A 25,256-nucleotide genomic window follows, 5' to 3' on the forward strand; every position below is an offset into this window, starting at 1 on the left:
AATATTTCTTTCAGGATCTGCCGGTATGTCCGAAACCACCGCTACCTCTTCCTGTTGAATTAAGCCCTTCGGTCTCTTCCCAGTCAATTTTGGTATATTTATTTATGATCATCTGGCAAACCCTTTCTCCGTTGTTAACAACATATTCTTCGCCGGACAAATTAACCAGTATAACCCTTATCTCTCCCCTGTAATCAGCATCGACTGTCCCCGGAGTATTCAATACTGTAACCCCGTATTTCGCAGCAAGCCCGCTTCTTGGCCGTATCTGAGCCTCGTAACCTTCAGGCAGCTCAATAAAAATTCCCGTCGGTATAACCTTCCTTTCCATAGGCTTCAGGGTTACTGGTTCATCAAGAAAAGCGCGAATATCCATTCCAGCCGATAAAACTGTTTGATATTCAGGTAACGGATTACCGGAGGTGTTTCTTATTTTAACAATCATATTATAAAAATTATTACTATAGTCAGCAGATGCATTTACCGCAGACCCAACAATTCCTTGATAAAACTCCTTTCCCTGTATATAATAAACCCTGCAAAAATAACAAGAATTAGGGTGTTTACAGTATATTTGAACAGAGCGTTTTCTCCACGGGTAACAGTAGAAATTAAATATACTGCCAAACCTGCCAAAATCATTATAATAATCTCTTTCAACCTGTAAGGCACAGGATAAACACTTCTGCCAATAGTAAATGACATAAGCACCATGCCAAAATAGGCCAGAAAATGACCCCATGCAGAGGCCATGTATCCATACTCAGGTATAAAAACCCAGTTTACCGTAATTGTAATAATTGCTCCACATACTGCGAAAAGAGCGCCGTAAGCAGTTTTTTCATTGAGTTTATACCATACCGACAAATTATAGTATATGCCAAGCATCAGATACCCGCCAAGAATAACCGGTACTACCCTGACTCCTTCATGATATCCGGAATCAATAATGTGTTTGAAAATGTCAATATAAAGTGTAATGACCAGAAAAACCAGAACGCCGGCTGCTACAAAATAATACATAACATCAGCATATATTTTGGGTCCCGATCGATTTTTCTCCTGGCTGAATATGAAGGGCTCAAACGCAAAACGGAACATTTGTATAAACAACATCATAAGAACGGCTATTTTTACATTTGCCCCATAAATACCTATCTGCTCAAGTGCATTAACATCATCTGGTAACCGGTATCGCAAAAGTATCCTGTCCAGAAATTCATTCACTGTCCCCGCAAGTCCGGCAACAAGTAACGGTATCCCATAATAAATCATTGACCTGAAAAGACTTGCCGAAAAACCATATCGCATTTTAAGTATCTCACCAGTGAAAATAGCCAGGGTCACCAGAGATGCCAGGAAATTGGAAAGAAAAACATACCCTACCCGGAATTCGGGATCATATAAAACTTCAACCAGCCAACCTCTGAGCCCGTTTTTATACATCCAGGGAAGGACAAGCAGGAACAGAACATTGAATAATATATTGACTACAACGTTCAGAAGTTTAATAAGAGCAAACTTTACCGATTTCTCTTTATACCGGAGGTTGGCAAAGGGAATGGCTACAAGTGCATCTGCCCCCAGTACAAGTCCGAGTAACAAAACAAAGGAACTATTATTACCATACCCAATAATGTGCGCAATTTCCTGATAAAAAAGTACAACAGCAATAATAAACAGCAATGAAGTAATTGATATTGAAGTAAGCGCCGTTGAATAAACAAGCCTTTGATTACTGTATCTGGCGGAGTACCTGAAGAAAGCTGTCTCCATGCCGTAAGTCAGTATAATGATAATGAAAGCTACATAAGCATATAGCTCGTTCACGATACCATACTCAGCTGTATCGGTAAATATCCGTGTATAGAACGGTACCAGCAAAAAATTAAGCACTCTCGCAATTACACTGCTAAGTCCGTAAACAGCAGTCTGACCGGCAAGCTGTTTTAAAGGATTCAATTCATTCAGGTTTCAGTAGGCAGTTATTGTTTTAATTCCTCCTTATATGCATCTATATAGATAGTAGCAACAATATCCAATTCACTCCTGATCCTTTTAATGAACAGGGCGGTAATTCTATTTGCATTATCAAGCTTGTAATTGCCTGGTAATTTTATATGAAAAGTAAGTTCCGTATGGTTGCCATATTTATGAATATTAAAATGGTGCGAATAAAGCTCTCCGGAATATATCTCATTTCCAATATTATTGATCTTATCAATCAATTCCTTATCGGGTTTTTCACCGAGTAGCGGATCAATACTATCCTTTACTATCCTGAAAGCAAGTATAAGTATCATAACCGATACAAATGCTCCAAGTGCACCGTCAATCCACCATATATACCGACCAAGAAGAATACCTACCAGTATAATCAGACTTGTAAAGGCATCTGACCTGTGATGCCATCCGTCGGCAAAAAGGGCCTTGGACCCTTCATTTCTGCTGGCATAAAATGAAATCTGGGCCATAATCTCCTTTACAACAAGGGAAATTGCGGTGACCGTAATAGCTAAATAACCAAATATAACAGTTTCTCCGGTGATTATCCTGTTTACACTTTCGTATAAAAAATTTATAGCAATAAGAACAAGTATAAGTCCGATAAACAGTGAGGCTATAACCTCAGCACGACCATGGCCATATGGATGTTCATTATCAGCTGGTTTTGATGATACATATATTCCGATCAAAAGAATAACCGATGATACAGAGTCAGACAGGGTGTGCCATGCATCTGCTATAAGGGCTACTGATCCGGTAACAAGACCAGCCCACAATTTGAATGCAAACAATACGGTGTTTCCGGCAATCGAAAAAAAACCGGCAAATTTTCCGCTGATGTTTCGGCCTTTGCTTTTTACAAATATCATATCTGTTTCAACAGTCCGATGATGTAAAAAAATCATCTAACTTTGTAAAGTTAATCAGGATTATGAAATATATTAATCTTAAAATTATGTTAAAGTATTTACCCCTGCTTTTAATCTGCGTAAGCTACGCATGTTCAGGCACTACAAATGATGACGGCGATAAAAGGATAGTCCGTGTCGAAACTGTTTACGGCAACATGGATATTATGCTTTTCAATGAAACACCCCTTCACAGGGATAATTTCATCAAACTCATTGAGGACGGATTCTACGAAGACCTTCTTTTCCACAGGGTTATAGATAATTTCATGATCCAGGGCGGAGATCCCGTGTCGAGGAATGCCACAGGGGATACGCAACCAGGTTCAGGAGGCCCGGGATATACAATACCGGCAGAAATTCATGACCACCTTTACCACCGTAAGGGTGCTTTAGCAGCTGCAAGACTTGGTGATAATGTAAATCCCGACAGGGAATCATCCGGATCACAGTTTTATATTGTCCATGGATCACTTTTTACAGATCAACAGCTTGATGAAATGGAGCAAAGGATACAGGCAATGGAGGAGCATGAATTTACCTCCCGTAACTTCAGGCGGCTTGAAAAAGAGTACCTCGACCGTGATGAGGTTCCTGATTATGCAGCAATTGCTTCACGTATTGAGGAGCTGGGAAATGAATATTATTCCTCTGGTAATCATTTCAAGTTTTCTGATGAAATGAGAGAGTCCTATACCACTGTTGGAGGGGCACCCCACCTTGATGGTTCATATACCGTATTCGGACAGGTAATAGAGGGTTTTGAGGTAATAGATAAAATCGCTTCTGTTGAAACCAACAGCGCCGCCCGGCCCCGTGAAGACATAAAAATGAATATCAGGGTCATAAGGTAACCTGTAGAACAATAAAGACCGTTACAATGCAGGATTTGATAAATAATTTACAGAAGGAGGCCGATCTGTTTGAGATAAAAGATATCTCTGATCTGGAAAATTTCAGAAACAAATATTTAAGCAAAAAAGGAGAGATCGCTGAGCTTTTCAAAGTGTTCAGGAATCTCTCCCCTGAAGAAAAAAAGATAACGGGAAAATTACTGAACGAGGTAAAAATCAGCATCCAGTCAAAATATGACAATTTTTTTTCCTCTCTGTCCGGAAATATCAAAGATCATGGAATACCGGACCTTACGCTTCCGTCAGATCATATAGCTGCTGGCAGCAGACATCCAATTTCGGTAGTGAGAAAAGAGATAATTGAAATATTCAGCCGCATCGGTTTTACAATTTCGGAAGGGCCCGAAATAGAGGACGACTGGCATGTGTTTTCAGCCCTTAACTTTCCTGAAGAACATCCTGCGCGGGATATGCAGGACACCTTCTTTATCGAAAAAGATCCGGATATTCTGCTCAGAACACATACTTCATCGGTACAGGTCAGGGTCATGCAATCAGTTGCTCCCCCTATCAGGACAATTTCACCTGGCAGAGTCTTCAGGAACGAGGCTATATCAGCAAGGTCGCATTGTATATTTCACCAGATCGAAGGTCTGTATATTGATGAAAAGGTATCATTCGCTGATCTTAAACAAACCCTTGAGTTTTTCGCCAAGGAGCTCTTTGGTGAAAAGACCAGAATACGCCTTCGTCCTTCCTTTTTTCCGTTTACAGAGCCTTCGGGCGAGATGGATGTTTCATGTACCTGTAACAGTAAGGGATGCCGTTTGTGTAAATACACCGGCTGGCTAGAAGTCCTTGGTTGCGGAATGGTTGATCCCAACGTTCTCAGGGATTGTGGGATTGATCCTGATAAATTTACCGGCTTTGCTTTTGGACTTGGCATAGAAAGAATAGCACTTCTGAAATATGATATCAAGGATATCCGGATGTACTTTGAAAATGATGTCCGTTTTCTTTCTCAGTTTAATGGAATAGTCTGATTAAACTACAACTTCCATTACTTCAAACGGTTTAAAATAATTACTGTTTACTGTATATCTTAACATATTTCAATTTATTTACTAAATTTACGCATTAGGTACTATTTTGTTCATATCACTGATCCGGTCATGATCAAACATACTGCAAATACACTGAATTGCGAGGGCTGCAAGAGCGAATTCAACAGTATCTTCAAGCATCTTACCTCTGAGCAGCACGAAATGATCTCTTTGGACAAAAATTGCGAACCATATAAAAGAGGATCCATAATATATCATGAGGGCAACAGGATTTCAGGATGCTACTGTGTCGGGAGCGGAATTGTTAAAATTTACAAGACCGGTATAGATGGAAAGGAACAGATAATAGCTTTTGCAAAAAAGGGTGATATCATAGGGTTCAGATCTGTTCTCAGTGGAGAACTGGCTTGCACCACTGCCAAAGTAATAGAAGAATCCCACCTCTGTTTTATACCTGGCGATACCTTTATTGACCTCTTCAGGGAAAATCCTGATTTCTCAATGGATCTTATGCAGCTTGCCTGCAAGGAGCTTGGTGAAGCGAATGCCTATATTACTGATATTGCCCAGAAAACTGTACGTGAAAGACTTGCAGAAGTTCTTCTGATACTGATGAAAAACTTTGACCTTGATGCGGAGCATTTTCTTCAGATAACGCTTACAAGGGAAGAACTTGCAAATATTGTCGGAACTGCAACCGAATCTGTTATCAGGTTGCTGTCTGAATTTAAATCTGATAATCTAATTGAACTTCACGGCCGAAGAATCAAACTACTTGATATAAAAGGCCTTAAAAAAGCGGGTAACGTCTTCTAAGATAAGCTATCCCTAGTCTAAGATCTTATTCACAATCACATGTGCTGCCAGTCCGGCTACAATCAATACACCGCTCAATATTAAAAGGGTATTGTTCGCCCTGTCCTGTATCAACAGCGCCAATGCAAGTATTAAAATGGCAATCAAAAATATTATCAAACCAATGTTTTGAATAATTTGCTTCATTTCCTTAGATATTTAACATTGCTTATTTATGTTGCCAAAAATAACTAATAATTTCAAAAAAGATAATCAAGTAATTGCATATTTCTACAGATATCAGAAAAGCAATGCCTGTCCGCCTTTAATATCCCTTCCAAGATGCCTTAAACCCAGCTCTGTTATTTCTCTTCCGCGTGGTGTTCTTTTAATGTACCCCTCTTTTATCAGAAAAGGTTCGTAAACCTCCTCGATAGTACCCGCATCCTCACCTATTGAAGTTGCGATTGTGGAAATCCCAACAGGTCCTCCTCCGAATTTATCAATTATAGTAAGCAATATCCTGTTATCCATCTCATCAAGCCCGTGCTTATCAATGTTCAGGGCTTCAAGTGAATATCTGGCTATTTCCATATCAATTTTACCATGCCCTTTTACCTGCGCAAAATCCCTTACCCTTCTCAGAAGTGCATTTGCAATTCTTGGTGTGCCCCTGCTTCGTCCGGCAATTTCTATTGATGCATTATTATCAATTTCTATATCAAGAATATATGCAGATCTCTTGATTATGCCATCAAGAATCTCAGCGTCATAATATTCCAGGTGTGAATTTATCCCGAAACGTGAACGAAGGGGCCCTGTAAGCAATCCGCTTCTGGTTGTTGCACCTATCATGGTAAACGGATTAAGTTTCAGTTGTACTGATCTCGCACCAGGACCTTTATCGATAAGTATGTCAATTTTAAAATCTTCCATTGCAGAATAGAGATACTCTTCGACAACCGCACTAAGCCGGTGAATTTCATCGATGAAAAGTACATCCATTTCGTCAAGGCTAGTCAGAAGTCCCGCGAGATCACCAGGCTTATCAAGAACAGGACCGCTGGTAATTCTTATATTGACCTCCATCTCATTGGCAATAATATTGGCCAGTGTAGTCTTTCCAAGTCCGGGTGGTCCGTGCAGCAGAACATGATCCAGGGCCTCATCCCTCATTTTAGCAGCTTTAACAAAAACCTTAAGATTTTCCACTGTCTTTAACTGCCCGCTGAAGTCCTCAAATACAATAGGCCTTAGCTTCTTCTCATACTCCAGGTCCTGGTTGTCAGGCATATCTTTTCTTATGTCATACTCGCCATCCATTTATTCAAAACTGTTGACAGTTCATTTTACATGTATGCAAATCTAATCTATTTATCTGCTGTTAACACACTATTATTATCATTAAAGTTAATTAAAATTAATAATGATGATGTATATAGCCTGTTGATACTGTTGAAAAATAAAACCGGTTAAAATACTCACATGTAATGAGCAGTAAGGCAATTTATCATTAACAATTAAGATTGTCATACATAACACTGTGTCAATAATATAAGAATATAAATTAACAATTTTGAGTAATGTTGAAAACCACTTTGTTAATTAAAGGCCGGCTTGGCCGTGTTAAGAAATTATTGATTCTTTATCTGATAAATACCTTTAGAATATTTTCAAATCACCACAATTTTTTTATAGGAACAATTAAACTTCAGAATCAATTATTTTAATAAAAATTTATCACCCGTTTTATTAATAGTAATTGTTAATTTTGTATTTCTTATCATAAACGCTGATAAATAATGCCTGAGAATATAAGATTAGCTTTAGGATCCGACCATGCAGGGTTCAAAGTTAAACAAACAGTCATTGATCATCTTAAAAAACATGGATACAGTTACCGGGATTTTGGAGCATATTCCGAAGATGCTTCAGATTACCCTGATTTTGCTCATCCCGTGGCACAGGCTGTTGAGAGCGGAGAATATGATTTTGGTATAGTCGTTTGCGGAAGCGGTAATGGTGTGAATATGGTGGTAAACAAACATTCGGGCATCAGGTCGGCTCTGTGCTGGAACAGCGATGTTGCCCGGGTTGTCAGGTTGCACAATGATGCCAATATATGTGCGCTTCCGGGCCGGTACATAGACGGTGAGCAGGCAACAGAAATAGTAAAGGTGTTTCTAAATACTGGTTTTGAAGGTGGCAGGCACCTGCATCGCATAAACAAGATACCGGTATAAACATATTCCCGTGACACAGAACCGGGGTAGTTGGTTCGCATATGGCAGGCATATATATTCATATTCCCTGGTGCAGGAAAGTCTGTATCTATTGTGATTTCCATTTTTCGGTATCGTTGAGGGACAGGAAAGAGATGCTTGATTGCCTTTCGGCGGAATTGCATATGCAAAAAAACTACCTTGCCGGTGAAAAAATATCTTCAATATATTTTGGTGGTGGAACACCTTCTGTACTTGAGGCAAGGGAATTAAGGATATTGCTTGACACGATATACAGCATTTTTGATGTTGACTGCAATGTTGAGATCACGCTTGAAGCAAATCCTGATGACCTCTTTCCCGGTTATCTGCTGGATATTAGTCATGCCGGAATAAACAGACTTAGCCTGGGTGTGCAGTCATTTTTCGGGGAGGATCTTGCCTGGATGAACAGAAGACATGACGAAGCTGCATCAATTGCATGTATTGAAAGAAGTATATCGGCAGGTTTCACAAATATAAATATTGACCTGATTTACGGGCTGCCGGGGATGGATGATGCCAGATGGAAAAGAAATCTGGGGTTCTTTTTCGGCACCGGAGTTAATCATCTCTCCGCCTACCACCTGACCCTTGAAGAGAAGACAGTCTATTACCACAGGGTAAAGAAAGGAATACTGACAAAACCTGACCAGAACAAAGGGGCACGACAGTTTGAGATGCTAATGGACAGGGCTGCCAGGGAGGGATTTATCCATTACGAGATATCAAATTTCTGCCGGCCAGGCAATTTTTCAAGACATAATACAGGATACTGGCTTCAGCATCATTACCTGGGAGTAGGTCCTTCTGCCAATTCTTACAATGGCGGCTCCAGGCAATGGAATGCCCGTAATAATACGCTTTATATAAAGAGCATCAAGGCCGGGAAAATACCCTTTGAATATGAGGAGCTTGACAAAGCAACCCGCTATAACGAATATATCCTTACATCACTTCGGACTGTATGGGGGGCTGACCCGTCATACGTGGAGAGGATTTTCGGAGAAGAGTATACCGGTCATTTCCTTAAGGAGACAGACAGGCTCACCGGTAAAGGCTTTATTGAGATGAGGAAAGGGAACATGGTGCTGACCAGGGAAGGCAGGAAGCTGGCTGATGGTATAATATCGGGGCTGTTCAGGGAAAATGAGTGATACGTTTTTGGGAATTATCCTTAACTACCTGCTAATGTTCACATTAACTATTGGATCATATCTTCTCTGATAATTCCCACCAGCCTGATTATTTCTTCAATATTCCGTGGATTGTAGACATATTGGCGCTCTTTCGAAACGATTGTCCTGCTTGCCGTATCAATAATCAGGTCATCCTCTTCGAAAAGGATCTCGACCGAGTCAAAGACGTTTTTAAGCTGCCTGAACATTAGCAGGTACCTGGCTATGAAAGGATCATCCTGATAGTTTGCAAGCAGCGCTGTCAGTCTGTCAAGAGAATATTTCTGGGCAAGTATTTGCTGTTCAAGGTTCAGGTCAGGATCTTCAGGATCATGAAAATGGCAGGCAATATACAGACCCTCAACCCATCCTCCTGCAATAATGAGCGCTGCTGCTCCGTGACGTTCGTTCTGCCTGAGCTGCCTGTCAGCTTCAATATAGAGACTGCTGGCTATTCTGAAAAGAGAATCGGGTTGATAGATAACCCCGTCGCGGACTGCCTCAGCCTGGTTGATTATATTGCCACCTATACCAAGTCTGTCGGCCATCCTGTAAATGACAGACATATAATTGATCGCTTCCTGTGTCTGCCCGAACATGTGTGCGAAACTCATGGCGGTTCCGTAAATACCAAGGTTGACAGCTATCTTGTTGCTCGAGTTATACCTGTAAATGTTTTCAGGCTGATTCAGAATATTCTCATCAAAGAGAATATTGATTTGCTGAAAAAGCCTTTGCGATTCCATGGGTGAAGCAAGATCATAGAATATGGCCCTTATCTCTTCAAGGTCATTTATGTCGAGGTCAATTTGGGTAACCTCAGGCATGAATGTTCTTGTTTCCTCCCTTTGCCTGCATGAAAAGGCAGTTATCACAATAAGGGCTGCCAGCATGGGCAACAGTACTTTAAGAGCCGGTTTTCGAGGTTTTGCCATATGTTCATTAACTGCAGTCATAATTATATTACTGTTCAGTTAGGTGATATAAAAATACAAAAAAAAGCTTACCGGCAACTGTTTGCCCGGATATTTGACTTTAAAAGAGCGTTTGGCAAGGAGTGCTTTGACTTTAGTATGCCGCGGCTATTGTCAGGAAACTATACGGTTGCCCAGTTGTTTTGCCAGCTGAATGCTTGCTGTTTTAAGTATCATATGACGTTGCTGAAGCAACAGAGATTCTTCGCTTTCTGCTGTTCTTAGCTTTTCTTCGGTATCCTTCAGCTCCTTTCTTACAAGGAAGCTCTTGAAGGCAAGGATTGTTGAGGGAACCAGCTGACCGAGCTTCATCTCCTCTGTTTCAATATTTGCTTCTTTCCTTCTCCATATCCTGCTGATATCGTATGAGGTGCTAAGCAGATCAGCTGCAGTACTGCTGATTGTGGTATCAGGGTGGTTGGAGAACTGTTTTCCCGAAACTTCACCGTTCTCAGCGATAATTAAGGCAGTCTCCCTTATAATGGTGTTGTAAACCGGATTTTCCAGTTCGAGTTCATCTCCCTGGAGCTCGCCGATAATATAGGCAGCCACTTTTACCGGTTTGTTGCCGGTATTCTCATCAGGCGGGAAAAGCTCAATGTTGCCATAATTCATCAGCAGACGGATTATTTCCCTTTCAATGGTCTCCCTTTCGGAGCGTTTGCCGGGCGATGCCTGTGGGCCTGACTTTGTCTTGGAGGACTTGAAACCGGCATCATTGTACCTGTAATTAAGCCTCTTTTCTGAATCCTTTCTTCTGATCTCGTCAGCCTCCCTGTAGAGGATACTCTCTTCCACGTTCAGTATTACGGCACACTCCCTTATATATACCATCCGTGTGATACGGTCGGGTATCCTGGCCACCGACCTTACAATGTCGGTTATCATCATCGATTTCCTTACAGGGTCGCTCTTTGCATCTTCACTTAGCAGCCGTGTTTTGAAGAGGACAAAGTCGAGCTCATTCTCATTGATGTAGCTGGTTATTTTGTCAGAATCGGTCTTTCGCGCGAATGAGTCAGGGTCTTCGCCTTCGGGAAACAAAAGGACCCTTACATTCATGCCCTCTTCGAGTATCAGGTCAATACCCCTCAGGGAGGCTTTAAGTCCGGCCTCGTCACCATCATACAGGACAGTAATATTTTTGGTGAAGCGCTTGATAAGTCGGACCTGCTCAGCTGTGAGCGCCGTACCGGATGAGGCGACAACATTTTCAATCCCTGCCTGGTGGAGCGAAAGTACATCGGTGTATCCCTCGACAAGATAACACTTGTCATTCTGGACAATGGCCTTTTTTGCATAATAGAGTCCGTAAAGAATCCGGCTTTTATGGTATATCTCCGACTCGGGCGAATTGAGGTATTTGGCGGTATTCTTGTCCTGCTTCAGTGTACGGCCACCGAATGCCGTTACCTTCCCCGAAAGGGAATGGATTGGAAACATCACCCTGCCGCTGAACCTGTCGAACAGCCTGTCGCCTTTACGTATTGACAAACCTGTTTTTTCAAGGAACTCTTCCTTGTAGCCGTTTTTCAGTGCTTCTCCGGTGAATTTATCCCAGCCTTCGGGAGAGTATCCGAGCTGGAATTTTTCTATCATGTGCTGCCTGTAGCCCCTCTCTTTCAGGTAAGCCAGGCCGACTGCCAGTCCCTCGTCGCTGTTGTTAAGGCTGTTGCTGAAGAAACGCTGGGCATATCCGGTAACAAGCATCATGCTTTCGCGTTCGTTCTGTTTCTCCTTTTCCTTGTCGCTTACCTCTGTCTCGACCACCTCAATGCTGTATTTGCGGGCCAGGAACCTGAGTGCTTCAGGCCATGAGACATGCTCGTGTTCCATTATGAAATTCACCGCGTTGCCACCCTTGCCACACCCGAAACACTTGTAGATCCCCTTGGCGGGCGAAACGGTGAAGGAGGGAGTTTTTTCGTTGTGGAACGGACAAAGTCCGAGATAATTGACACCGCGTTTCTTCAGGGTTACGAAATCCTGCACAACATCGGTAATCTCTGCCGTATCTATTATTCTTTCTATGGTTGCAGGATCGATCATTTGCACAGATCAGGGTTATATGTTCTGACGAAGAAAAAAAGAGCCGTGGTAAAGTTAATCAATAATCAACTCACATTTACAGCACGGGGGACTGTTGTTGTATTTTAGGCCGGAACTCATTATATTGTGCAATTGTAATAACAACAGCCGGCGGAATCAAACATTTTTTGCTATGGAGGGCAAATTGGAGATGTTGTGTAATGACCTATTGGCAGATATGAAAGCCCCATCAGACTTCGTCAGACAAAATAACATAAACAAACCATGCGGGTTCCATACGTTCAAGGCACTGAATACCGATAGTATGCTAAACATAATTCACTGATTATTAATTTGATTAACATGATTTGCACGTATGAATATGTAGCCGGATGTTAGTCTGAATTTTACACATAAAATACCCGGGCAGGATGGAAAAACTGGTTGTTTTATCCGGAGCCGGCATAAGCGCCGAAAGCGGCATTAAAACATTTCGTGATATGGGGGGGCTATGGGAAGAGTACGATATCATGGAAGTTGCAAGTCCGGAAGGATGGGCGCGAAATCCTAAGCTGGTTCAGAAATTTTATAATGACAGGCGAAGGCAGCTTCTGGACTGCAAGCCGAACAGGGCGCACCTGCTGCTTGTTGAACTTGAAAAGTTCTATGACGTTGAGGTCGTAACACAAAATGTTGACGACCTGCACGAACGGGCAGGCAGCAGCAGGGTGCTTCATCTTCACGGAGAGCTGAGGAAGGCGCAGAGCACTCATGATCCTTCGCTGGTTTATGATATTGAGGGGTGGGAGATAAAGGAGACTGACAGGTGTGAAAAGGGCTACCCGTTGAGGCCTAACGTAGTATGGTTCGGCGAGCCGGTGTATGCCATGGAGCCGGCAATGGACATTGTGTCAAAGGCCGGCATTCTGGTGGTGATCGGCACCTCGCTTAATGTGTATCCTGCAGCAGGCCTTGTGGACTATGTTCCTGACAACTGTTCGGTGTACCTTATCGACCCCAATGAGGTGATGTATTACGGAAGGAAAAAGGTTAACTTTATTAAGGAGAAGGCCGGTAAAGGCACCGGTATTCTGTTTGAGCAACTGACAGGGGAGAAACCGCCTTTTTGAAATACCCGGGTTGCCGGCAGAGGCATACCGGTAAATACTTTTTAAAATGAAGAGATACATATTCTTACTTATCTTTGGTGTGGTGGCGCTCTGTTGCCGGGATGCCGGCGCGCAGGTGTTCAATGCCGGTATGGGGGGAGGACTTAACATTGCACAGGTCGAAGGCGACGGTTTTTCAGGATACAACAAGCCGGGTGGTTTTTTCGGTCTTTTTGTATCTACCCCGGTAAGCGAATTTTTGTCTGCCCGCATGGAGATAAACTACTCTTCCAAAGGAAGCATGTTTCCTACTTCGATAGATAATCCCCGATATTACAAAATTGATCTGCGGTATGTTGAGATACCAGTGTTGATGCGCTACTCCTGGTCATCAGGCATTATTGCCGAGATTGGCCTGTCGGGCGGGTATCTGTTCTTCTCGCGTGAAAAGGATGCGGGTGGGTATATCCCCCCCGAAGAGACACTACCATTCAGAAAAGGAGAACTTGCCGCACACGCAGGAGCAGGCTGGCAGTTTACAGAAAAGATTTCTGGCCATGCGAGGGTTGCCTTTTCAGTTATACGGGTCAGAGAACATGCGGGCGGTGGAACCTACCGCTTCAACTGGGGCCAGTTCAACAATGTTCTGTCGTTTACGGTGCAATACACTTTTTTATCGAGTGCATTTTAAGCTATATACGGTTTTTAAGAGCAGCTCTCACTGCCAGTCAGGCATAGGCTATGGTGAGGATGCTGACCCTGACCCCCCGGCCCCGTAGCAGTGCTGATGCACATGCTTCCAAAGTGGCTCCGGTCGTCACAACATCATCAACCAGTATGACGTGCTTTCCTGTTACCTTTTCGGGCTTATCTACGCTGAAGCAGTTTTCAACGTTCTCCCATCGCTGCAGGCGCGACCTCCTGGTTTGTGTTTCTGTTCCTTCAAAGCGAACCAGCACATCGGCAGCTAATTCCTTCCCCATGCCCGATGCCAGTCCACCGGCAAACCACTCGCTCTGGTTGAATCCTCTTTTTCTTTGCCTGAGATGATGCAGAGGCACGGGAAGCAGCAGATCGGCCTCCGATAACAGCCGGCAGCCGGCCAGTTCAATGCCGTATAAGGCGCCGAGGTAATGTGCCAGTTCCTTTTTACCCCGGTACTTGATATGGTGAAGAATGCGCCTGCATTTGCTTGCTCTTTCAAAATAATACATTGCTGCGGCAGCCTCTATGCGGACCCTTCCCCAGAAGAGCTGTTCCATCGGATTATGCCGGTCTTTGTGGAAGTTGGTTTTTGGGAGCATATAGAGGCATCGCGTGCATATGTGCTCCTCCTGTTTTACCAGTGTGGTGCTGCAGCCTGCGCACAGGCGCGGGTAGATAAGGTCAAGCAGCTCCCTTGCGGTTTCAGTTATGATATTCTTCTGCATAGCCGGCGGTTGCTTATACAATTTACAAAAAACAACTGGCAAAGTCAATAGTTTGAACTGGTCAGGGGATCGTACTTATGAGGGAAACCTGATGTGACGGCACGAAAAATCACAGGCTCCTGCCTGCCAAAATCGATTCCGACGCGGTGGATCAGAACCTGGTGTTAACTACATTTGTGAACTGCGAGCCGAAACTGTATGCAAGTCCCACTGAGCCGGAAACCTGGTAATTGGTTGCGAGTCTGCGTTGTTGCAGCAGTATCTCTTCGAGTGAAAGATCACCCGCGGGCAGCGCTACAAGGTCGTTTATAAAGTCGAAATTACTTGTAAGATTAAGAGAGAGTCCTTTTATAACTCTCAGGTCCAGGCGGGCAAACAGAGATGCCCTGTTTGATTTAAAATCATGGAAGTGGTGGGATCCGGACAATCTTGCCCTGAATGAACCCCAGGGCTGCTGGAAGCTTGCCGAAAGGTTAACACTATGGTGAGCAAGGAATTCATGGTTTTTGCCGAAGATTGTCTCTTCCATATAATAGTGCTGACCTGCACCTGCACGATAAACTATGGTAATGGCCCTCCTGGTGGCTTCGCTGTAGGGATAGAGGCTGTACTCTATGCCGGGGCTGATCGTTGTATTGAAACTGATGTTATGAAAGGTGCTGGAGAGCATTCCTGTGAATATGCCGGCCGACCAGTGCTGGTCAATGCTTCTGATGAAGTTTCCCTGGAAACCGTGTCTTCGTGAACGGCTTGTTATTACCCCGTCGTCGGTCTTGAAGTTCCGTTCGTTAAGGTTGAAATAGGGCCGGATCCTTATTTTCCAATCTTCAGATACCTTGTCGGCCGAGAAGCCCCATCTTGAATCGAACCTGTCCTGGCTTGCTTCCTTGTTGAAGTTTGCTCCCCCGAATATTTCAAATACCCAGTTTTTCCAGGGGTCGTCGACGGGGAGCGACTCGGCCTCCCGGCCGCCCCTGATGCTGAGCGAGATATTGTGGACCATGTCGGTGCCGGCGATGTAGGGGACAAGTCCCATCTGTATCATATTGGCAAGGCCCCTCCTGGTATCATCTGAAGAGTTGTTGCCCGGCGCCCAGTAGGTAATGACATTGTTCATGCCCTCATAAGGTCCCCTTCCTATAAATGATATAACATAATTTTCACCCGTCGAACCCGAGCCGTGACGCGAAATCATTATGTGGACCTGTGACATCTCACGGTCTCTTACATAGTTTACAAATGTAACGGTCTCCCTTATATATTGCTGATGAAAAGGAAAATCGAGGAATACAGGAATGAAATTATTCCGGTCTGTTATTGCAGTCCTTTCGTTGCCAATAGCCAGGTTGTCAATAAAAGAGAATAGTATTAATGCAGACAGTATTATGAAATATCTGGTTGTTGAAATAAATCTGTTGTTCTTTGACATTATTAAAAATGATATCGGTGTTTATAAGTTCATAAATTCCCAGATAAAAAGGGGTTAATACAGGTGCAGTGGCTCCCAGGTAATTCGGGGAGGTCAAAGTTGTTTTAAAAAAACGGGGTCTGCAATTTGGAAGCTGTTAAATAAAGTTAATTCATGGCCGGCAACAGATCAGGATGGCTTGCGGGTGATGATGTCAAGAAGCCTGCTGGTCCGGGCTGCCGTAATGCCTGTACTGGGACACTTGCCGGAGCCCAGAAGTTCATTGGTAACAGCCTGGATAAGTGGTTGCTGAACATGCGGCGGCCGCGGATTGTCAATATAAGTGACTTTACCGTCGCATGTGAGTTCAGTCGGGGTGAAGCCGAAACATGAGAATTTAATCTTTCCCCTGTCTCCTGATATTTCTATAGTGTCTTCCCTCATATGCTCTGTTGCTGTAAAATTCCACACCCCGCTTCCGGCAACGCCGTTTTCGCATCTGAACCCGGCCGAGACAAAATCCTCGGGTTCATATAGTCCCCCGAGATTGGCGGTGTAGGAACCGGCCTCCCCGACAGGGCCCAGAACATAATCTATGAAGTCAAGCTGATGACTGCCAAGGTCATATATATAGCCGCCTCCTGATATTTCAGGCACCACCCTCCAGGGAGGTTTTTCTTCCAGGTCTTCCCTGTAGGGTGGCTGGAAGAACCTTATCATGAAGAAACGGGGCTGTCCTATGGCTCCGGAATCGACCAGCCTTTTGATTTCCAGGAATCCCGGGAGCATTCTCCTGTAATAGGCCACAAACAGAGGTATTCCGGTCTCCTCTGACACCCTGACCATCTCAAGGCATTCGGCATAGGTGGCAGCCATCGGTTTTTCCACATAAACAGGCTTGCCTGCCCGCATCGATTCCATTGCGTAAAGGGCATGGGAGCCGGGCGGGGTGGCTACATACACGGCATTGACATCAGGATCGTTGATAAGGCGGGAGGCGTCATCATACCACCTGGAAACGCCATGCCTCGCAGCATAGTCCCTGGCTTTATCCCCGTCACGCCGCATGACTGCCACCAGCCTTGAGCCTTTGGCCCTGTAGAGGGCGGGGCCGCTCTTTACCTCGGTAACTTTACCGCAGCCAATAATTCCCCAGTTGACGGTCTCCGGCATCGCTTCAAATTTTGATCATGCAATTTAGTGAATTTTAGTTATGCCGGCTGAAACTGCTGCCAATCTGGTCATGTGTTCCCGCAGCAACCGGACTGCTGTCCGGTCTCACCGTCCGCATCTTCGCCAGACCTCTCCTTTTCCTCCTCAACAGGCTCAGCTTTATAGCCCAGGTCGATCAGTGCCTTCTGCAGCTTTTCCGGATCTGTCCGCCTGCTGTTGTAACGCACGGTAACGATGTTTTTCTCCAGATCGAGAAGAGCATGTCTTACACCGCGTTCAAAGGTGAACATCTCTTCGATGGCATGCTTGCAGTTAATGCAGTCGGCCGACGTTTTGAAGCTAACCTCTTCGGTTGATCTCAGCTGCGACCATGCCGCTGTTGATACTAGCAGCATGATTGCTGCAAACGGTATTATCCTTGAAATCGTTCTCATGTGTATTAAGATTTTAGAAGTTAATATTATACAATTATCAGTTAAAAGTGTACCTTATTCCTGCATAAAATTTTCTTCCCATAAAGGGCCCCCAGATAAGGGATGAATCGAAATGCCTTCCGAACGGATCGTCGGCGGCAATTATCGGGTTATGCATCTTGAAATTTGTCAGGTTTTCCCCGCCAACGTATATATCCATATTCCTGAACCTGCGGGTGACCTGCGCATACATAATGTAATATACCGGTGAATATTCGGGGCGCCTGTATTGCTCAGGATTCTGGCTTGTATCGGGTATCCGGCTGGGACCGTTGAGCTGGTTTGTGATGTCAAACTTCCATTTATCAAAACGGGTAGCATAGGAGAGGGTCAGCAGACCCTTGTACCTGCCGGTGAGCGGACTCTCCATAAGCTCACCGTTGATAGTTGTCCATACATCATCTATCCTGAAGGCTGAAAAGATCTCAGCGCCTTCAAAAGGCTGAATCGTAAGGTCGGTCTGGAACGAATTGGACCAGGATCTGCCGTCCAGGTTGTAAAAGACAATCCTGTTGACGTCCTGGTCGATATCGGCTATAACCTGATTGATAAAATCGGTCCTGTAAAAATCGGCGCTCCAGGTTATGTTTCTTTCCCCGTCAAGGGGAAAAACATGTGTATAGTTAACTCCGTAGTTCCAGGCCTCCTCGGCCCTGAATTCCTCGGCAAAAACCATCTGCCGGGAGCTGGCAAAGATAGATGAGTGCTCTGAGAAGACATTGGCTGTACGGTAGCCCTTGCCTACCGATCCCCTGAGCGTCCCGTTCTCCACAACATGATAGCGGAAATGCATCCTTGGTGTTATGAACCAGTCGTGTATGCTGTGATGGTCAGCACGAAGTCCGAGAATCATTGTGAAAACCTCCGGCCACGTGTATGTGTACTCGCCGAATACCCCGGGTACCGACTCGGTGCGCCTCATAAGCAGGTCATTGAACTGCTCGTCATACTCATCGAGCTGGTAGCTTATTCCGGTGTTGATACGGTGGTTTGTGTTACCCAGTAACGACTGGTAAACAATGTTTGAGTAGAGGCTTTTCTGTTCGCCCGAATATTCGTTAAGTCCGAAATACGATTCCTGGTCGTAAAGGGTGCCTACGGCCATAAACCCTATGCTGGACTGCAGGGTTCCCGGCAGGAAGAAACCCGCTTTCATGAATCCCTGGAGCCTGGTGGTCCTGATCTCAGTTCCGTAGGCATTGGTCGTACCCCTGTCGGACGACCTGTCATAGAAGGTTTGTCCGCCAAACTTATTGTCGCCCAGCACATGCAGTCCGAACTGTACATGCCTCCTGTCCTCTACCTCATGATTCCACCTGTTCATGAAATTTACCTGGGTTCCCAGCGGTACATCAAGAAATGTATTGTTATTGTGGTCTATCTTCATCTGCTGGGTTGAGACATGCCCCAGAAGCATGGTGCTCCAGGTGTCGTTTATCTCATGGGCCGCGTTCATATTGGCCTCAAGACGGCCCTCATTGCTGGCGAACAGGTTGAGGAACAGGCTCTCTGACCGCTGCGGCTTTTTGTATTCGACATTTATCTGGCCCGTTGTCGATTCATAGCCGTTGAGCACCGAGGCGGTTCCCTTTGAGATCTGGATCGACTCCATCCAGGTGCCGGGTATATATGTCAGGCCATAAGCCGATGACAGTCCCCTGATACCGGGAAGGTTCTCGAACATGAGCTGCGAATATACGCCTGCAAGTCCAAGCATCTGAATGCGCCTGGCACCCGATATGGCGTCGGAATAACCTACATCGACGGTTGCCGTGTTTTCGAAGCTCTCTGAAAGGTTACAGCATGCAAGGCTTTGAAGTCCGGTAATCGTTATAACCTCCGTTTTTGACGGCTCAATGGCAGAGATGAAACTGCCCCCCATCCTGCGGCGGACGGTAACCTCTTCAAGCTGCACGTTTTCTGTAAGGAGTATCTCAACATGCGTTTTGCCCGGTGGTATTGCCAGTGTATCGGGGGTATAGCCTGTAAAGCTTACCACCAGGTAGAGGGTTTCGTTGGTATGGGGTTTATGGAGGTCAAATTTGCCATTCTCATCGCTTGTTACGCCCATCGTGGTGCCGGCCCAGTAAAGCGAGGCATAGGGAAGGGTTTGTATCTCCTGCCTGCCGTTAACGTCGACGGTGGCGCTGACCACTCCCCTCAGGTGTTCGTGTACTGTTACGACATTGTTTTCATAGCCTGCCATGGCCGTTGAGGGGTAATTTGCACCGGCATGGAGTGAAGCCGACATGATTACCGCGCCCAGCAATGGTATAATGTTTTTGTTAAATTGTTTATACATGACTTGCTTAATTTGAATGATACATAATCACAATATGACGTGCATTATTATAAATGCATGCCAGAACCGTTCAAAAAAGCAGTGTCATAAAATGAGTACACGGTGGAACAGGGAGAGGTTCCATCCGTACATCCCCGGGGGCGGGTCTCTGAAGGAAGTCGTTTTTTTTGCCCTGACCGGAGCCGGCTCAAATGCCAGTTCGTTTCCAAAGACAGGGCAGACACTAATGTTATCAGCAGTTGTTAAGGGCTGGTCTGTTTTGATAAAATGATCTTCAACAGCAATGAACAGGACGGTATTTGAACAGCACTCAGCCATTCCATCGGGTGCAGTGCAGTTATCAGCGCAGTCAGAATGCATACCGGAATGTCCTCTTGGGGTGGCGGATTGCTCATCGCTGCTTGCACAGCAGCCGCTATCACTGTTATCAATGGCGTGATGATCACAGGGCTCCTCGGTAAGGAGCGTAAAGAAAAAAAGATCGGTTATGTTTTCGGAGTGGCAGTGATGAACGGTAAGGTAAACGCCTGAAGAAGAGATAATGAATATTATCCCCACTGCAGCAAGAGCGATATGTCTTAAAACTCCGTACATATTATATCCAACCTTTACTTAACCTTAATTATACAAAAATAATTTGTAATTGTTCTAAACAAAATTTTTTTGGAATATTTTAACAATTTAATGGGTTCATGAGGCCAGACAGCCGCATGAGCGGAACCCCCCAGGATGATGTCAATTCCCATGCGCGCGTCAATGTACCCGGCATGAGCCGATTTGGCAGCCTGACCCGGCATGAGCTGATCCGGCAGCCTGACCCGGCATGAGCCGATTTGGCATCCTGACCCGGCATGAGCTGATTTGGCAGCCTGACCCGGCATGAGCCGATTTGGCATCCTGACCCGGCATGAGCTGATCCGGCAGCCTGACCCGGTCACTCAGCATGCCTCTATTATTGCCGAGGCAATGCACATGTCAAGAGTTGTGGTGATCTTTATATTATCCGGCTGCCCCTTTACCAGGTGTATTTTGTGGCCGGCTCTTTCCACAAGAGTTGCCTCGTCGGTAAATACCGGATCGTAATCCTGCCTGAAAGCCTCAATCAGCAAATCTGAGCTGAATACCTGCGGTGTCTGTACCATCCTGAACAGTGAGCGGTCGACCCTGAAATTACTGTCGCCTTCAATACGGCGGATCGAATCGGACAGCCCGGTCGCCGGAACGGCATTGCCCAGAACAGAGGCGGTATCGAAACAGGTGCGAATAAGGGCCTGGCTTACAAGGGGTCTGACGCCGTCATGTATTGCAACCAGCATACCAGGCTTTATTCTGTTAATTGCATTTTTAACCGAATGGTGCCTGGTCTCTCCGCCCTCCACTATCGTGTGTGGTATGCTGAACCCCTGTTTCCGGCAAAGGGTCTCCCAGTACTTTACCTGGTCGGCCGGCAAAACGACCACTATCTCCATCCCGGGACTGAAACTGTTAAATGCCCGTATTGTCCTCATCAGGACAGGCTCGTCATTCAGCAGGAGAAACTGTTTCGGTATTTCGGTATTCATCCGTGTACCGGATCCTCCTGCCACTATGATGGTCATCTGTTCCATAATCTGTTTTTCCGCCCCAAAATTTAATCTTCCGCCACTTGAATTGGGCATGTGGGCTTGTGGTCTTGTAAAAATACGCAATAGTTTAAAAATCCTGAATTTTTTAATGCCGTCATGTAACTAATTTTCCAGACGGTCGTCTCATATTCAGGAACCGAAAAGAAGGAGTTATGGGAACGCTTGACAGATTGATAAACCACCAGGAGGAGAAAATCGACCATCTGATGCAACTGAGGCGCCAGTATGCAGGCGGAGCAACGGATGATTTACCTGAAAGGGCCATAGCCCATCCTGCCAATATCGATCATGATATTGAAAAGGCCTACGAAGAGCTTACGATATACAAGATCAGGAAAATGATGGGACACTGTTAAGGGTCACCTTTCGCGGGTCATATAAAGAAAATTTCTATATTGCGGGAATATTTTAAGAAATGCATTGATTGCAAACCTTAACAATATTTCTGCTATGGATACCAGTAACCTCAGCCGCCTTATCGGGCAGCTCCCGAAGATCGGCATAAGACCGGCAATTGACGGCAGACGCAAAGGAGTAAGAGAATCCCTCGAAAAGCAGACAATGGATATGGCGCAAAGGGCGAAGACCCTGATTGAATCTGCTCTTCGTCACTCAGATGGCTCCGCGGTTGAGTGCGTCATTGCCGATACTTGCATCGGCGGTGTTGCCGAAGCGGCCGCATGCGCCGACAAGTTCGCGGCAATGGGAGTGGGGGTTTCGCTCACTGTCACGCCCTGCTGGTGCTACGGCAGCGAGACTATGGATATGGACCCTCACATCCCTAAGGCAGTATGGGGGTTTAACGGGACAGAGAGGCCAGGCGCGGTCTACCTTGCGGCCGTTCTGGCAGCACATAACCAGAAGGGGCTTCCTGCATTTGGCATTTACGGCCGGGATGTGCAGGACAGCAACGATGAGTCTATACCGGCCGATGTGGAAGAAAAGATACTGCGCTTTGCCAGGGCCGGACTGGCGGCAGCGACAATGCGGGGCAAGTCTTACCTTTCTATGGGGTCGGTCTCCATGGGAATTGCCGGTTCGATCGTCGACGCGCCGTTTTTCGAGAAGTACCTTGGCATGAGGTGCGAGTATGCCGATATGACCGAGTTCGTGCGGCGCATTAATGAAAGGATATACGACCAGCAGGAGTATGAACGGGCCCTTGCATGGGTAAGGGAGAACTGCCCGGAGGGAGATGACCGTAACCCGCCCGGTAAGCAGCGAAGCCGTTCGCAGAAGGAAGCCGACTGGCAGTTTGTTGTCAAGATGGCACTAATAGCGCGCGACATGATGGTTGGCAATCCCAGGCTGGAAGAGGCGGGATACGGCGAGGAGGCACTGGGCCACAACGCCATCGCTGCCGGCTTCCAGGGCCAGAGACAATGGACAGACCATTTGCCGAACGGCGACTTCATGGAAGCCATACTCTGCTCGTCGTTCGACTGGAACGGGATCAGGCAGCCTTACATGCTTGCTACGGAGAACGACGCCCTCAACGGCGTTTCCATGCTGTTCGGCCATCTGCTCACAGGCTCGGCACAGGTCTTTTCCGATGTAAGGACCTACTGGAGCCCCGATGCGGTAAAGCGGGTTACCGGCCATTTGCCCGGGGGGATAGCATCGGGCGGCTTTATACACCTTATCAATTCGGGTCCTTCAGCCCTTGACGGCACAGGTCAGCAGACCATTGACGGCAAACCTGCAATGAAGCCGTGGTGGGAAATCACACCTGAAGAGGCGCGACTGTGCCTTGAAAACACTACCTGGGGCCCCGCCACGACCGAATACTTCAGGGGAGGCGGCTTCTCGTCCACCTTCCTTACCAGGGGAGGAATGCCTGTCACGCTTTCGCGGATAAACATTATCGGCAATCTTGGCCCCGTCCTTCAGATTGCCGAAGGGTATACGGCCGAACTGCCGGAGGGGGTGCACGATATGTTGAATAAAAGGACAGACCCCACCTGGCCGACCACCTGGTTTGTGCCCAACCTGACGGGGAAGGGCGCCTTCAGCGATGTATACTCGGTGATGGCCAACTGGGGTGCAAACCATGGGGCATTTTCATACGGCCATATAGGCGCCGACCTGATAAGTCTGGCATCACTGCTCCGTATACCGGTATGCATGCATAACGTGCCGGATGAGAAGATATACCGCCCCTCGGCATGGGCTGCTTTCGGAATGGAGTCCGAAGGGGCCGATTACAGGGCATGCAGCGCTTATGGACCTTTGTACGGATAATACTGTCAAATCCCGGTGGAGGGAAGATGGCTGCCTGCCATGATGTAACAGCAGGAGCCCCGGGATTATAATTGCGGGCAATACAGTTATGGAACAATAACATGTGATTTATATATCTTTATTTAATTGACCAATGAGAAAAGCGACACCTCTTCTGCCTTTTATACTTGTTACCTCATTATTTTTCATGTGGGGACTGGCAAACAATATGACCGATACCCTGCTGGCTGCTTTCAGGAGGATAATGAGCATGTCCGATTTCCAGACCTCTTTTGTGCAGATGTCCTTTTACGGGGCATATTTCTGCCTGGCGCTGCCGGCAGCCATCTTCATCAAAAGGTTTACCTACAAGGCAGGCATACTGCTGGGCCTTGGGATGTTCATTGCCGGTGGACTCCTTTTCTATCCGGCAAGCATAACTATGACCTACGGACATTTCCTGGGAGCGCTCTTCATCCTTGCCGGGGGACTGTCGGTACTGGAGACCACTGCCAATCCCTACATAATTGCTATGGGGCCGGAGGAGTCGGGTACCAGGCGGCTTAACTTCGCACAGTCATTCAATCCAATCGGCTCAATAACCGGGGTTGTACTGAGCAAGTTTTTCATCCTGTCGCACCTCAACCATGCCGATGCGACACAGAGGGCAGTGATGAGTCACGAGGAGCTTACCCTTGTAAGGTCGCAGGAGCTGAACGCCATGATGGGACCCTATGTGGGTGTGGCGCTCTTCCTGCTGGTGATATGGCTGGTCATTGCATTCACAAAAATGCCGAAGGCATCTGATGTCAGGGCAAAAGTCGATGTCAGGGCCAGTATAGGGCGGCTTCTGAAAAACTCCAGGTACGTTAGCGGTGTTATCGCCCAGTTTTTCTATGTAGGGGCACAGATAGGCGTCTGGTCCTTTACCATAAGGTATGTTATGATTGAGCTTGGAACCAATGAGCAGCAGGCTTCTTCATGGTACATAGCAGCGCTGGTGGTGTTCACCGTGCTGAGGTTTGTTTTTACCGGACTGATGAAGTTTTTCAGTCCCCGTCACCTTCTGAGCTTCTCGGCGGTGCTGGCCATAATATGCACCCTCGGGGTGGTTACCCTCAGCGGGTATGCCGCCACGGTTTCACTGGTGGCCATATCGGCCTGTATGTCGCTCATGTTCCCGACTATTTACGGTATATCGGTCAAGGGGCTGGGAGATGATACCAAGATAGGGGCAAGCGGACTTATAATGGCAATTCTGGGTGGCGCGGTACTGACCGCCATACAGGGCCAGGTATCCGACCTTACCGGCAGCATAAGGCTGGCCTACCTGGTACCCGGGTTCTGCTTCCTGCTGATAGCTGTTTACGGCTATTTCGGCAGCTTCAACATTTTCAGAAGGGAGCCGGTAATATCCTGACGGTTATTTTAGTCACGCCGGCCTCAC

Annotated in this window: 24 protein-coding genes; 10 read left to right on the plus strand and 14 right to left on the minus strand. The window is 46.1% G+C overall.

The genetic code is table 11. The features are described from left to right. Positions 1–10: 10 nt before the first annotated feature. Genes EA408_08490 through EA408_08500 form a run of 3 tightly spaced genes read right to left on the minus strand, consistent with a single transcriptional unit; the run spans position 11 to position 2,876 of the window. Entirely contained in the window at positions 11–445 is a 435-nt protein-coding gene (locus EA408_08490; GenBank protein TVR71671.1) for a dUTP diphosphatase, read from the minus strand. Between the two features lie 35 nt (positions 446–480). Next, the gene (locus tag EA408_08495) at positions 481–1,971 is read right to left on the minus strand and encodes a polysaccharide biosynthesis protein (protein ID TVR71672.1); all 1,491 of its coding nucleotides are present in this window, start codon (positions 1,969–1,971) and stop codon (positions 481–483) included. Between the two features lie 14 nt (positions 1,972–1,985). Continuing rightward, the gene (locus tag EA408_08500; GenBank protein ID TVR71729.1) at positions 1,986–2,876 is read right to left on the minus strand and encodes a cation transporter; all 891 of its coding nucleotides are present in this window, start codon (positions 2,874–2,876) and stop codon (positions 1,986–1,988) included. Positions 2,877–2,962: 86 nt separating this feature from the next. On the opposite strand from EA408_08500, the gene EA408_08505 reads away from it, so the two are divergent. The 3 genes from EA408_08505 (at position 2,963) to EA408_08515 (ending at position 5,649) form a co-directional block, all read left to right on the plus strand. After that, positions 2,963–3,769, plus strand: a complete 807-nt coding sequence (locus EA408_08505; GenBank protein ID TVR71730.1) for a peptidylprolyl isomerase — start codon at positions 2,963–2,965, stop codon at positions 3,767–3,769. Between the two features lie 26 nt (positions 3,770–3,795). Continuing rightward, positions 3,796–4,812 carry a phenylalanine--tRNA ligase subunit alpha gene (locus EA408_08510; GenBank protein TVR71673.1) on the plus strand — a complete coding sequence of 339 codons (1,017 nt, stop codon included), beginning with the start codon at positions 3,796–3,798 and terminating at the stop codon, positions 4,810–4,812. Positions 4,813–4,941: 129 nt separating this feature from the next. After that, positions 4,942–5,649: a Crp/Fnr family transcriptional regulator gene (locus EA408_08515; protein ID TVR71674.1), complete on the plus strand. Its 708-nt coding sequence runs from the start codon at positions 4,942–4,944 to the stop codon at positions 5,647–5,649. A 279-nt stretch (positions 5,650–5,928) separates the two neighbouring features. Here EA408_08515 and ruvB read toward each other — a convergent pair whose 3' ends face one another. Continuing rightward, positions 5,929–6,951 carry a Holliday junction branch migration DNA helicase RuvB gene (gene ruvB / locus EA408_08520; protein TVR71675.1) on the minus strand — a complete coding sequence of 341 codons (1,023 nt, stop codon included), beginning with the start codon at positions 6,949–6,951 and terminating at the stop codon, positions 5,929–5,931. A gap of 479 nt (positions 6,952–7,430) precedes the next feature. On the opposite strand from ruvB, the gene rpiB reads away from it, so the two are divergent. Both rpiB and hemW read left to right on the plus strand, forming a co-directional pair. Then, positions 7,431–7,871 (plus strand): ribose 5-phosphate isomerase B, encoded by a 441-nt coding sequence (gene rpiB / locus EA408_08525; GenBank protein TVR71676.1) that lies wholly within the window; start codon positions 7,431–7,433, stop codon positions 7,869–7,871. A 41-nt stretch (positions 7,872–7,912) separates the two neighbouring features. Continuing rightward, positions 7,913–9,046, plus strand: a complete 1,134-nt coding sequence (gene hemW, locus EA408_08530; GenBank protein TVR71677.1) for a radical SAM family heme chaperone HemW — start codon at positions 7,913–7,915, stop codon at positions 9,044–9,046. Positions 9,047–9,093: 47 nt separating this feature from the next. Here the strand turns inward: hemW and EA408_08535 are convergent, their stop codons facing one another. Together EA408_08535 and dnaG are read right to left on the minus strand one after the other, a co-directional pair. After that, on the minus strand, positions 9,094–9,960 hold the full coding sequence (locus tag EA408_08535; GenBank protein TVR71678.1) for a hypothetical protein: 867 nt from the start codon (positions 9,958–9,960) through the stop codon (positions 9,094–9,096). A 195-nt stretch (positions 9,961–10,155) separates the two neighbouring features. After that, a complete protein-coding gene (dnaG, locus tag EA408_08540; GenBank protein ID TVR71679.1) occupies positions 10,156–12,090 on the minus strand; it encodes a DNA primase in 1,935 nt (644 codons plus the stop codon). A gap of 410 nt (positions 12,091–12,500) precedes the next feature. Between dnaG and EA408_08545 the strand changes: the two genes are divergently transcribed. Together EA408_08545 and EA408_08550 are read left to right on the plus strand one after the other, a co-directional pair. Then, positions 12,501–13,199, plus strand: a complete 699-nt coding sequence (locus tag EA408_08545; protein TVR71680.1) for an NAD-dependent deacylase — start codon at positions 12,501–12,503, stop codon at positions 13,197–13,199. A 46-nt stretch (positions 13,200–13,245) separates the two neighbouring features. After that, complete coding sequence (locus tag EA408_08550; GenBank protein ID TVR71681.1) at positions 13,246–13,869, plus strand: PorT family protein; 624 nt, start codon at positions 13,246–13,248, stop codon at positions 13,867–13,869. 37 nt (positions 13,870–13,906) lie between these two features. On the opposite strand, the gene EA408_08555 is transcribed toward EA408_08550, so the two are convergent. The 8 genes from EA408_08555 to EA408_08590 all read right to left on the minus strand — a co-directional run bounded on the left by EA408_08555 (position 13,907) and on the right by EA408_08590 (position 21,571). Beyond that, on the minus strand, positions 13,907–14,608 hold the full coding sequence (locus EA408_08555; GenBank protein TVR71682.1) for a ComF family protein: 702 nt from the start codon (positions 14,606–14,608) through the stop codon (positions 13,907–13,909). 151 nt (positions 14,609–14,759) lie between these two features. Beyond that, the gene (locus EA408_08560; protein TVR71683.1) at positions 14,760–16,037 is read right to left on the minus strand and encodes a hypothetical protein; all 1,278 of its coding nucleotides are present in this window, start codon (positions 16,035–16,037) and stop codon (positions 14,760–14,762) included. A 168-nt stretch (positions 16,038–16,205) separates the two neighbouring features. After that, the gene (locus EA408_08565; protein ID TVR71684.1) at positions 16,206–17,189 is read right to left on the minus strand and encodes a gfo/Idh/MocA family oxidoreductase; all 984 of its coding nucleotides are present in this window, start codon (positions 17,187–17,189) and stop codon (positions 16,206–16,208) included. Between the two features lie 68 nt (positions 17,190–17,257). After that, positions 17,258–17,623: a heavy-metal-associated domain-containing protein gene (locus EA408_08570; protein TVR71685.1), complete on the minus strand. Its 366-nt coding sequence runs from the start codon at positions 17,621–17,623 to the stop codon at positions 17,258–17,260. A 37-nt stretch (positions 17,624–17,660) separates the two neighbouring features. Beyond that, complete coding sequence (locus EA408_08575) at positions 17,661–19,964, minus strand: TonB-dependent receptor (protein TVR71686.1); 2,304 nt, start codon at positions 19,962–19,964, stop codon at positions 17,661–17,663. An 84-nt stretch (positions 19,965–20,048) separates the two neighbouring features. Next, the gene (locus EA408_08580) at positions 20,049–20,558 is read right to left on the minus strand and encodes a hypothetical protein (protein ID TVR71687.1); all 510 of its coding nucleotides are present in this window, start codon (positions 20,556–20,558) and stop codon (positions 20,049–20,051) included. A gap of 14 nt (positions 20,559–20,572) precedes the next feature. Then, a complete protein-coding gene (locus EA408_08585; protein TVR71688.1) occupies positions 20,573–20,860 on the minus strand; it encodes a hypothetical protein in 288 nt (95 codons plus the stop codon). Positions 20,861–20,902: 42 nt separating this feature from the next. Further along, complete coding sequence (locus EA408_08590) at positions 20,903–21,571, minus strand: 2-C-methyl-D-erythritol 4-phosphate cytidylyltransferase (protein TVR71689.1); 669 nt, start codon at positions 21,569–21,571, stop codon at positions 20,903–20,905. A gap of 170 nt (positions 21,572–21,741) precedes the next feature. Here EA408_08590 and EA408_08595 point away from each other — a divergent pair, with 170 nt between their 5' ends. The 3 genes from EA408_08595 to fucP all read left to right on the plus strand — a co-directional run bounded on the left by EA408_08595 (position 21,742) and on the right by fucP (position 25,229). Further along, positions 21,742–21,945, plus strand: a complete 204-nt coding sequence (locus EA408_08595) for a hypothetical protein (GenBank protein TVR71690.1) — start codon at positions 21,742–21,744, stop codon at positions 21,943–21,945. 94 nt (positions 21,946–22,039) lie between these two features. Further along, positions 22,040–23,830, plus strand: coding sequence for an L-fucose isomerase (locus EA408_08600; protein TVR71731.1), 1,791 nt, complete (start codon positions 22,040–22,042; stop codon positions 23,828–23,830). Between the two features lie 133 nt (positions 23,831–23,963). Further along, positions 23,964–25,229: an L-fucose:H+ symporter permease gene (fucP, locus tag EA408_08605; protein ID TVR71691.1), complete on the plus strand. Its 1,266-nt coding sequence runs from the start codon at positions 23,964–23,966 to the stop codon at positions 25,227–25,229. The last annotated feature ends 27 nt before the right edge of the window (positions 25,230–25,256 follow it).

This window comes from Marinilabiliales bacterium (genome assembly GCA_007695015.1).
Taxonomy (GTDB): Bacteria; Bacteroidota; Bacteroidia; order Bacteroidales; family PUMT01; genus PXAP01.

Bases quoted from the DNA above. Each gene is read 5' to 3' on its own strand.
- EA408_08490 (TVR71671.1), bottom strand. From the start codon at position 445: ATGATTGTTAAAATAAGAAACACCTCCGGTAATCCGTTACCTGAATAT.
- EA408_08500 (TVR71729.1), bottom strand. From the start codon at position 2,876: ATGATATTTGTAAAAAGCAAAGGCCGAAACATCAGCGGAAAATTTGCC.
- EA408_08505 (TVR71730.1), top strand. From the start codon at position 2,963: ATGTTAAAGTATTTACCCCTGCTTTTAATCTGCGTAAGCTACGCATGT.
- EA408_08510 (TVR71673.1), top strand. From the start codon at position 3,796: ATGCAGGATTTGATAAATAATTTACAGAAGGAGGCCGATCTGTTTGAG.
- EA408_08515 (TVR71674.1), top strand. From the start codon at position 4,942: ATGATCAAACATACTGCAAATACACTGAATTGCGAGGGCTGCAAGAGC.
- ruvB (TVR71675.1), bottom strand. From the start codon at position 6,951: ATGGATGGCGAGTATGACATAAGAAAAGATATGCCTGACAACCAGGAC.
- rpiB (TVR71676.1), top strand. From the start codon at position 7,431: ATGCCTGAGAATATAAGATTAGCTTTAGGATCCGACCATGCAGGGTTC.
- hemW (TVR71677.1), top strand. From the start codon at position 7,913: ATGGCAGGCATATATATTCATATTCCCTGGTGCAGGAAAGTCTGTATC.
- EA408_08535 (TVR71678.1), bottom strand. From the start codon at position 9,960: ATGCTGGCAGCCCTTATTGTGATAACTGCCTTTTCATGCAGGCAAAGG.
- dnaG (TVR71679.1), bottom strand. From the start codon at position 12,090: ATGATCGATCCTGCAACCATAGAAAGAATAATAGATACGGCAGAGATT.
- EA408_08545 (TVR71680.1), top strand. From the start codon at position 12,501: ATGGAAAAACTGGTTGTTTTATCCGGAGCCGGCATAAGCGCCGAAAGC.
- EA408_08550 (TVR71681.1), top strand. From the start codon at position 13,246: ATGAAGAGATACATATTCTTACTTATCTTTGGTGTGGTGGCGCTCTGT.
- EA408_08555 (TVR71682.1), bottom strand. From the start codon at position 14,608: ATGCAGAAGAATATCATAACTGAAACCGCAAGGGAGCTGCTTGACCTT.
- EA408_08560 (TVR71683.1), bottom strand. From the start codon at position 16,037: ATGTCAAAGAACAACAGATTTATTTCAACAACCAGATATTTCATAATA.
- EA408_08565 (TVR71684.1), bottom strand. From the start codon at position 17,189: ATGCCGGAGACCGTCAACTGGGGAATTATTGGCTGCGGTAAAGTTACC.
- EA408_08570 (TVR71685.1), bottom strand. From the start codon at position 17,623: ATGAGAACGATTTCAAGGATAATACCGTTTGCAGCAATCATGCTGCTA.
- EA408_08575 (TVR71686.1), bottom strand. From the start codon at position 19,964: ATGTATAAACAATTTAACAAAAACATTATACCATTGCTGGGCGCGGTA.
- EA408_08580 (TVR71687.1), bottom strand. From the start codon at position 20,558: ATGTACGGAGTTTTAAGACATATCGCTCTTGCTGCAGTGGGGATAATA.
- EA408_08585 (TVR71688.1), bottom strand. From the start codon at position 20,860: ATGCCAAATCGGCTCATGCCGGGTCAGGCTGCCAAATCAGCTCATGCC.
- EA408_08590 (TVR71689.1), bottom strand. From the start codon at position 21,571: ATGGAACAGATGACCATCATAGTGGCAGGAGGATCCGGTACACGGATG.
- EA408_08595 (TVR71690.1), top strand. From the start codon at position 21,742: ATGGGAACGCTTGACAGATTGATAAACCACCAGGAGGAGAAAATCGAC.
- EA408_08600 (TVR71731.1), top strand. From the start codon at position 22,040: ATGGATACCAGTAACCTCAGCCGCCTTATCGGGCAGCTCCCGAAGATC.
- fucP (TVR71691.1), top strand. From the start codon at position 23,964: ATGAGAAAAGCGACACCTCTTCTGCCTTTTATACTTGTTACCTCATTA.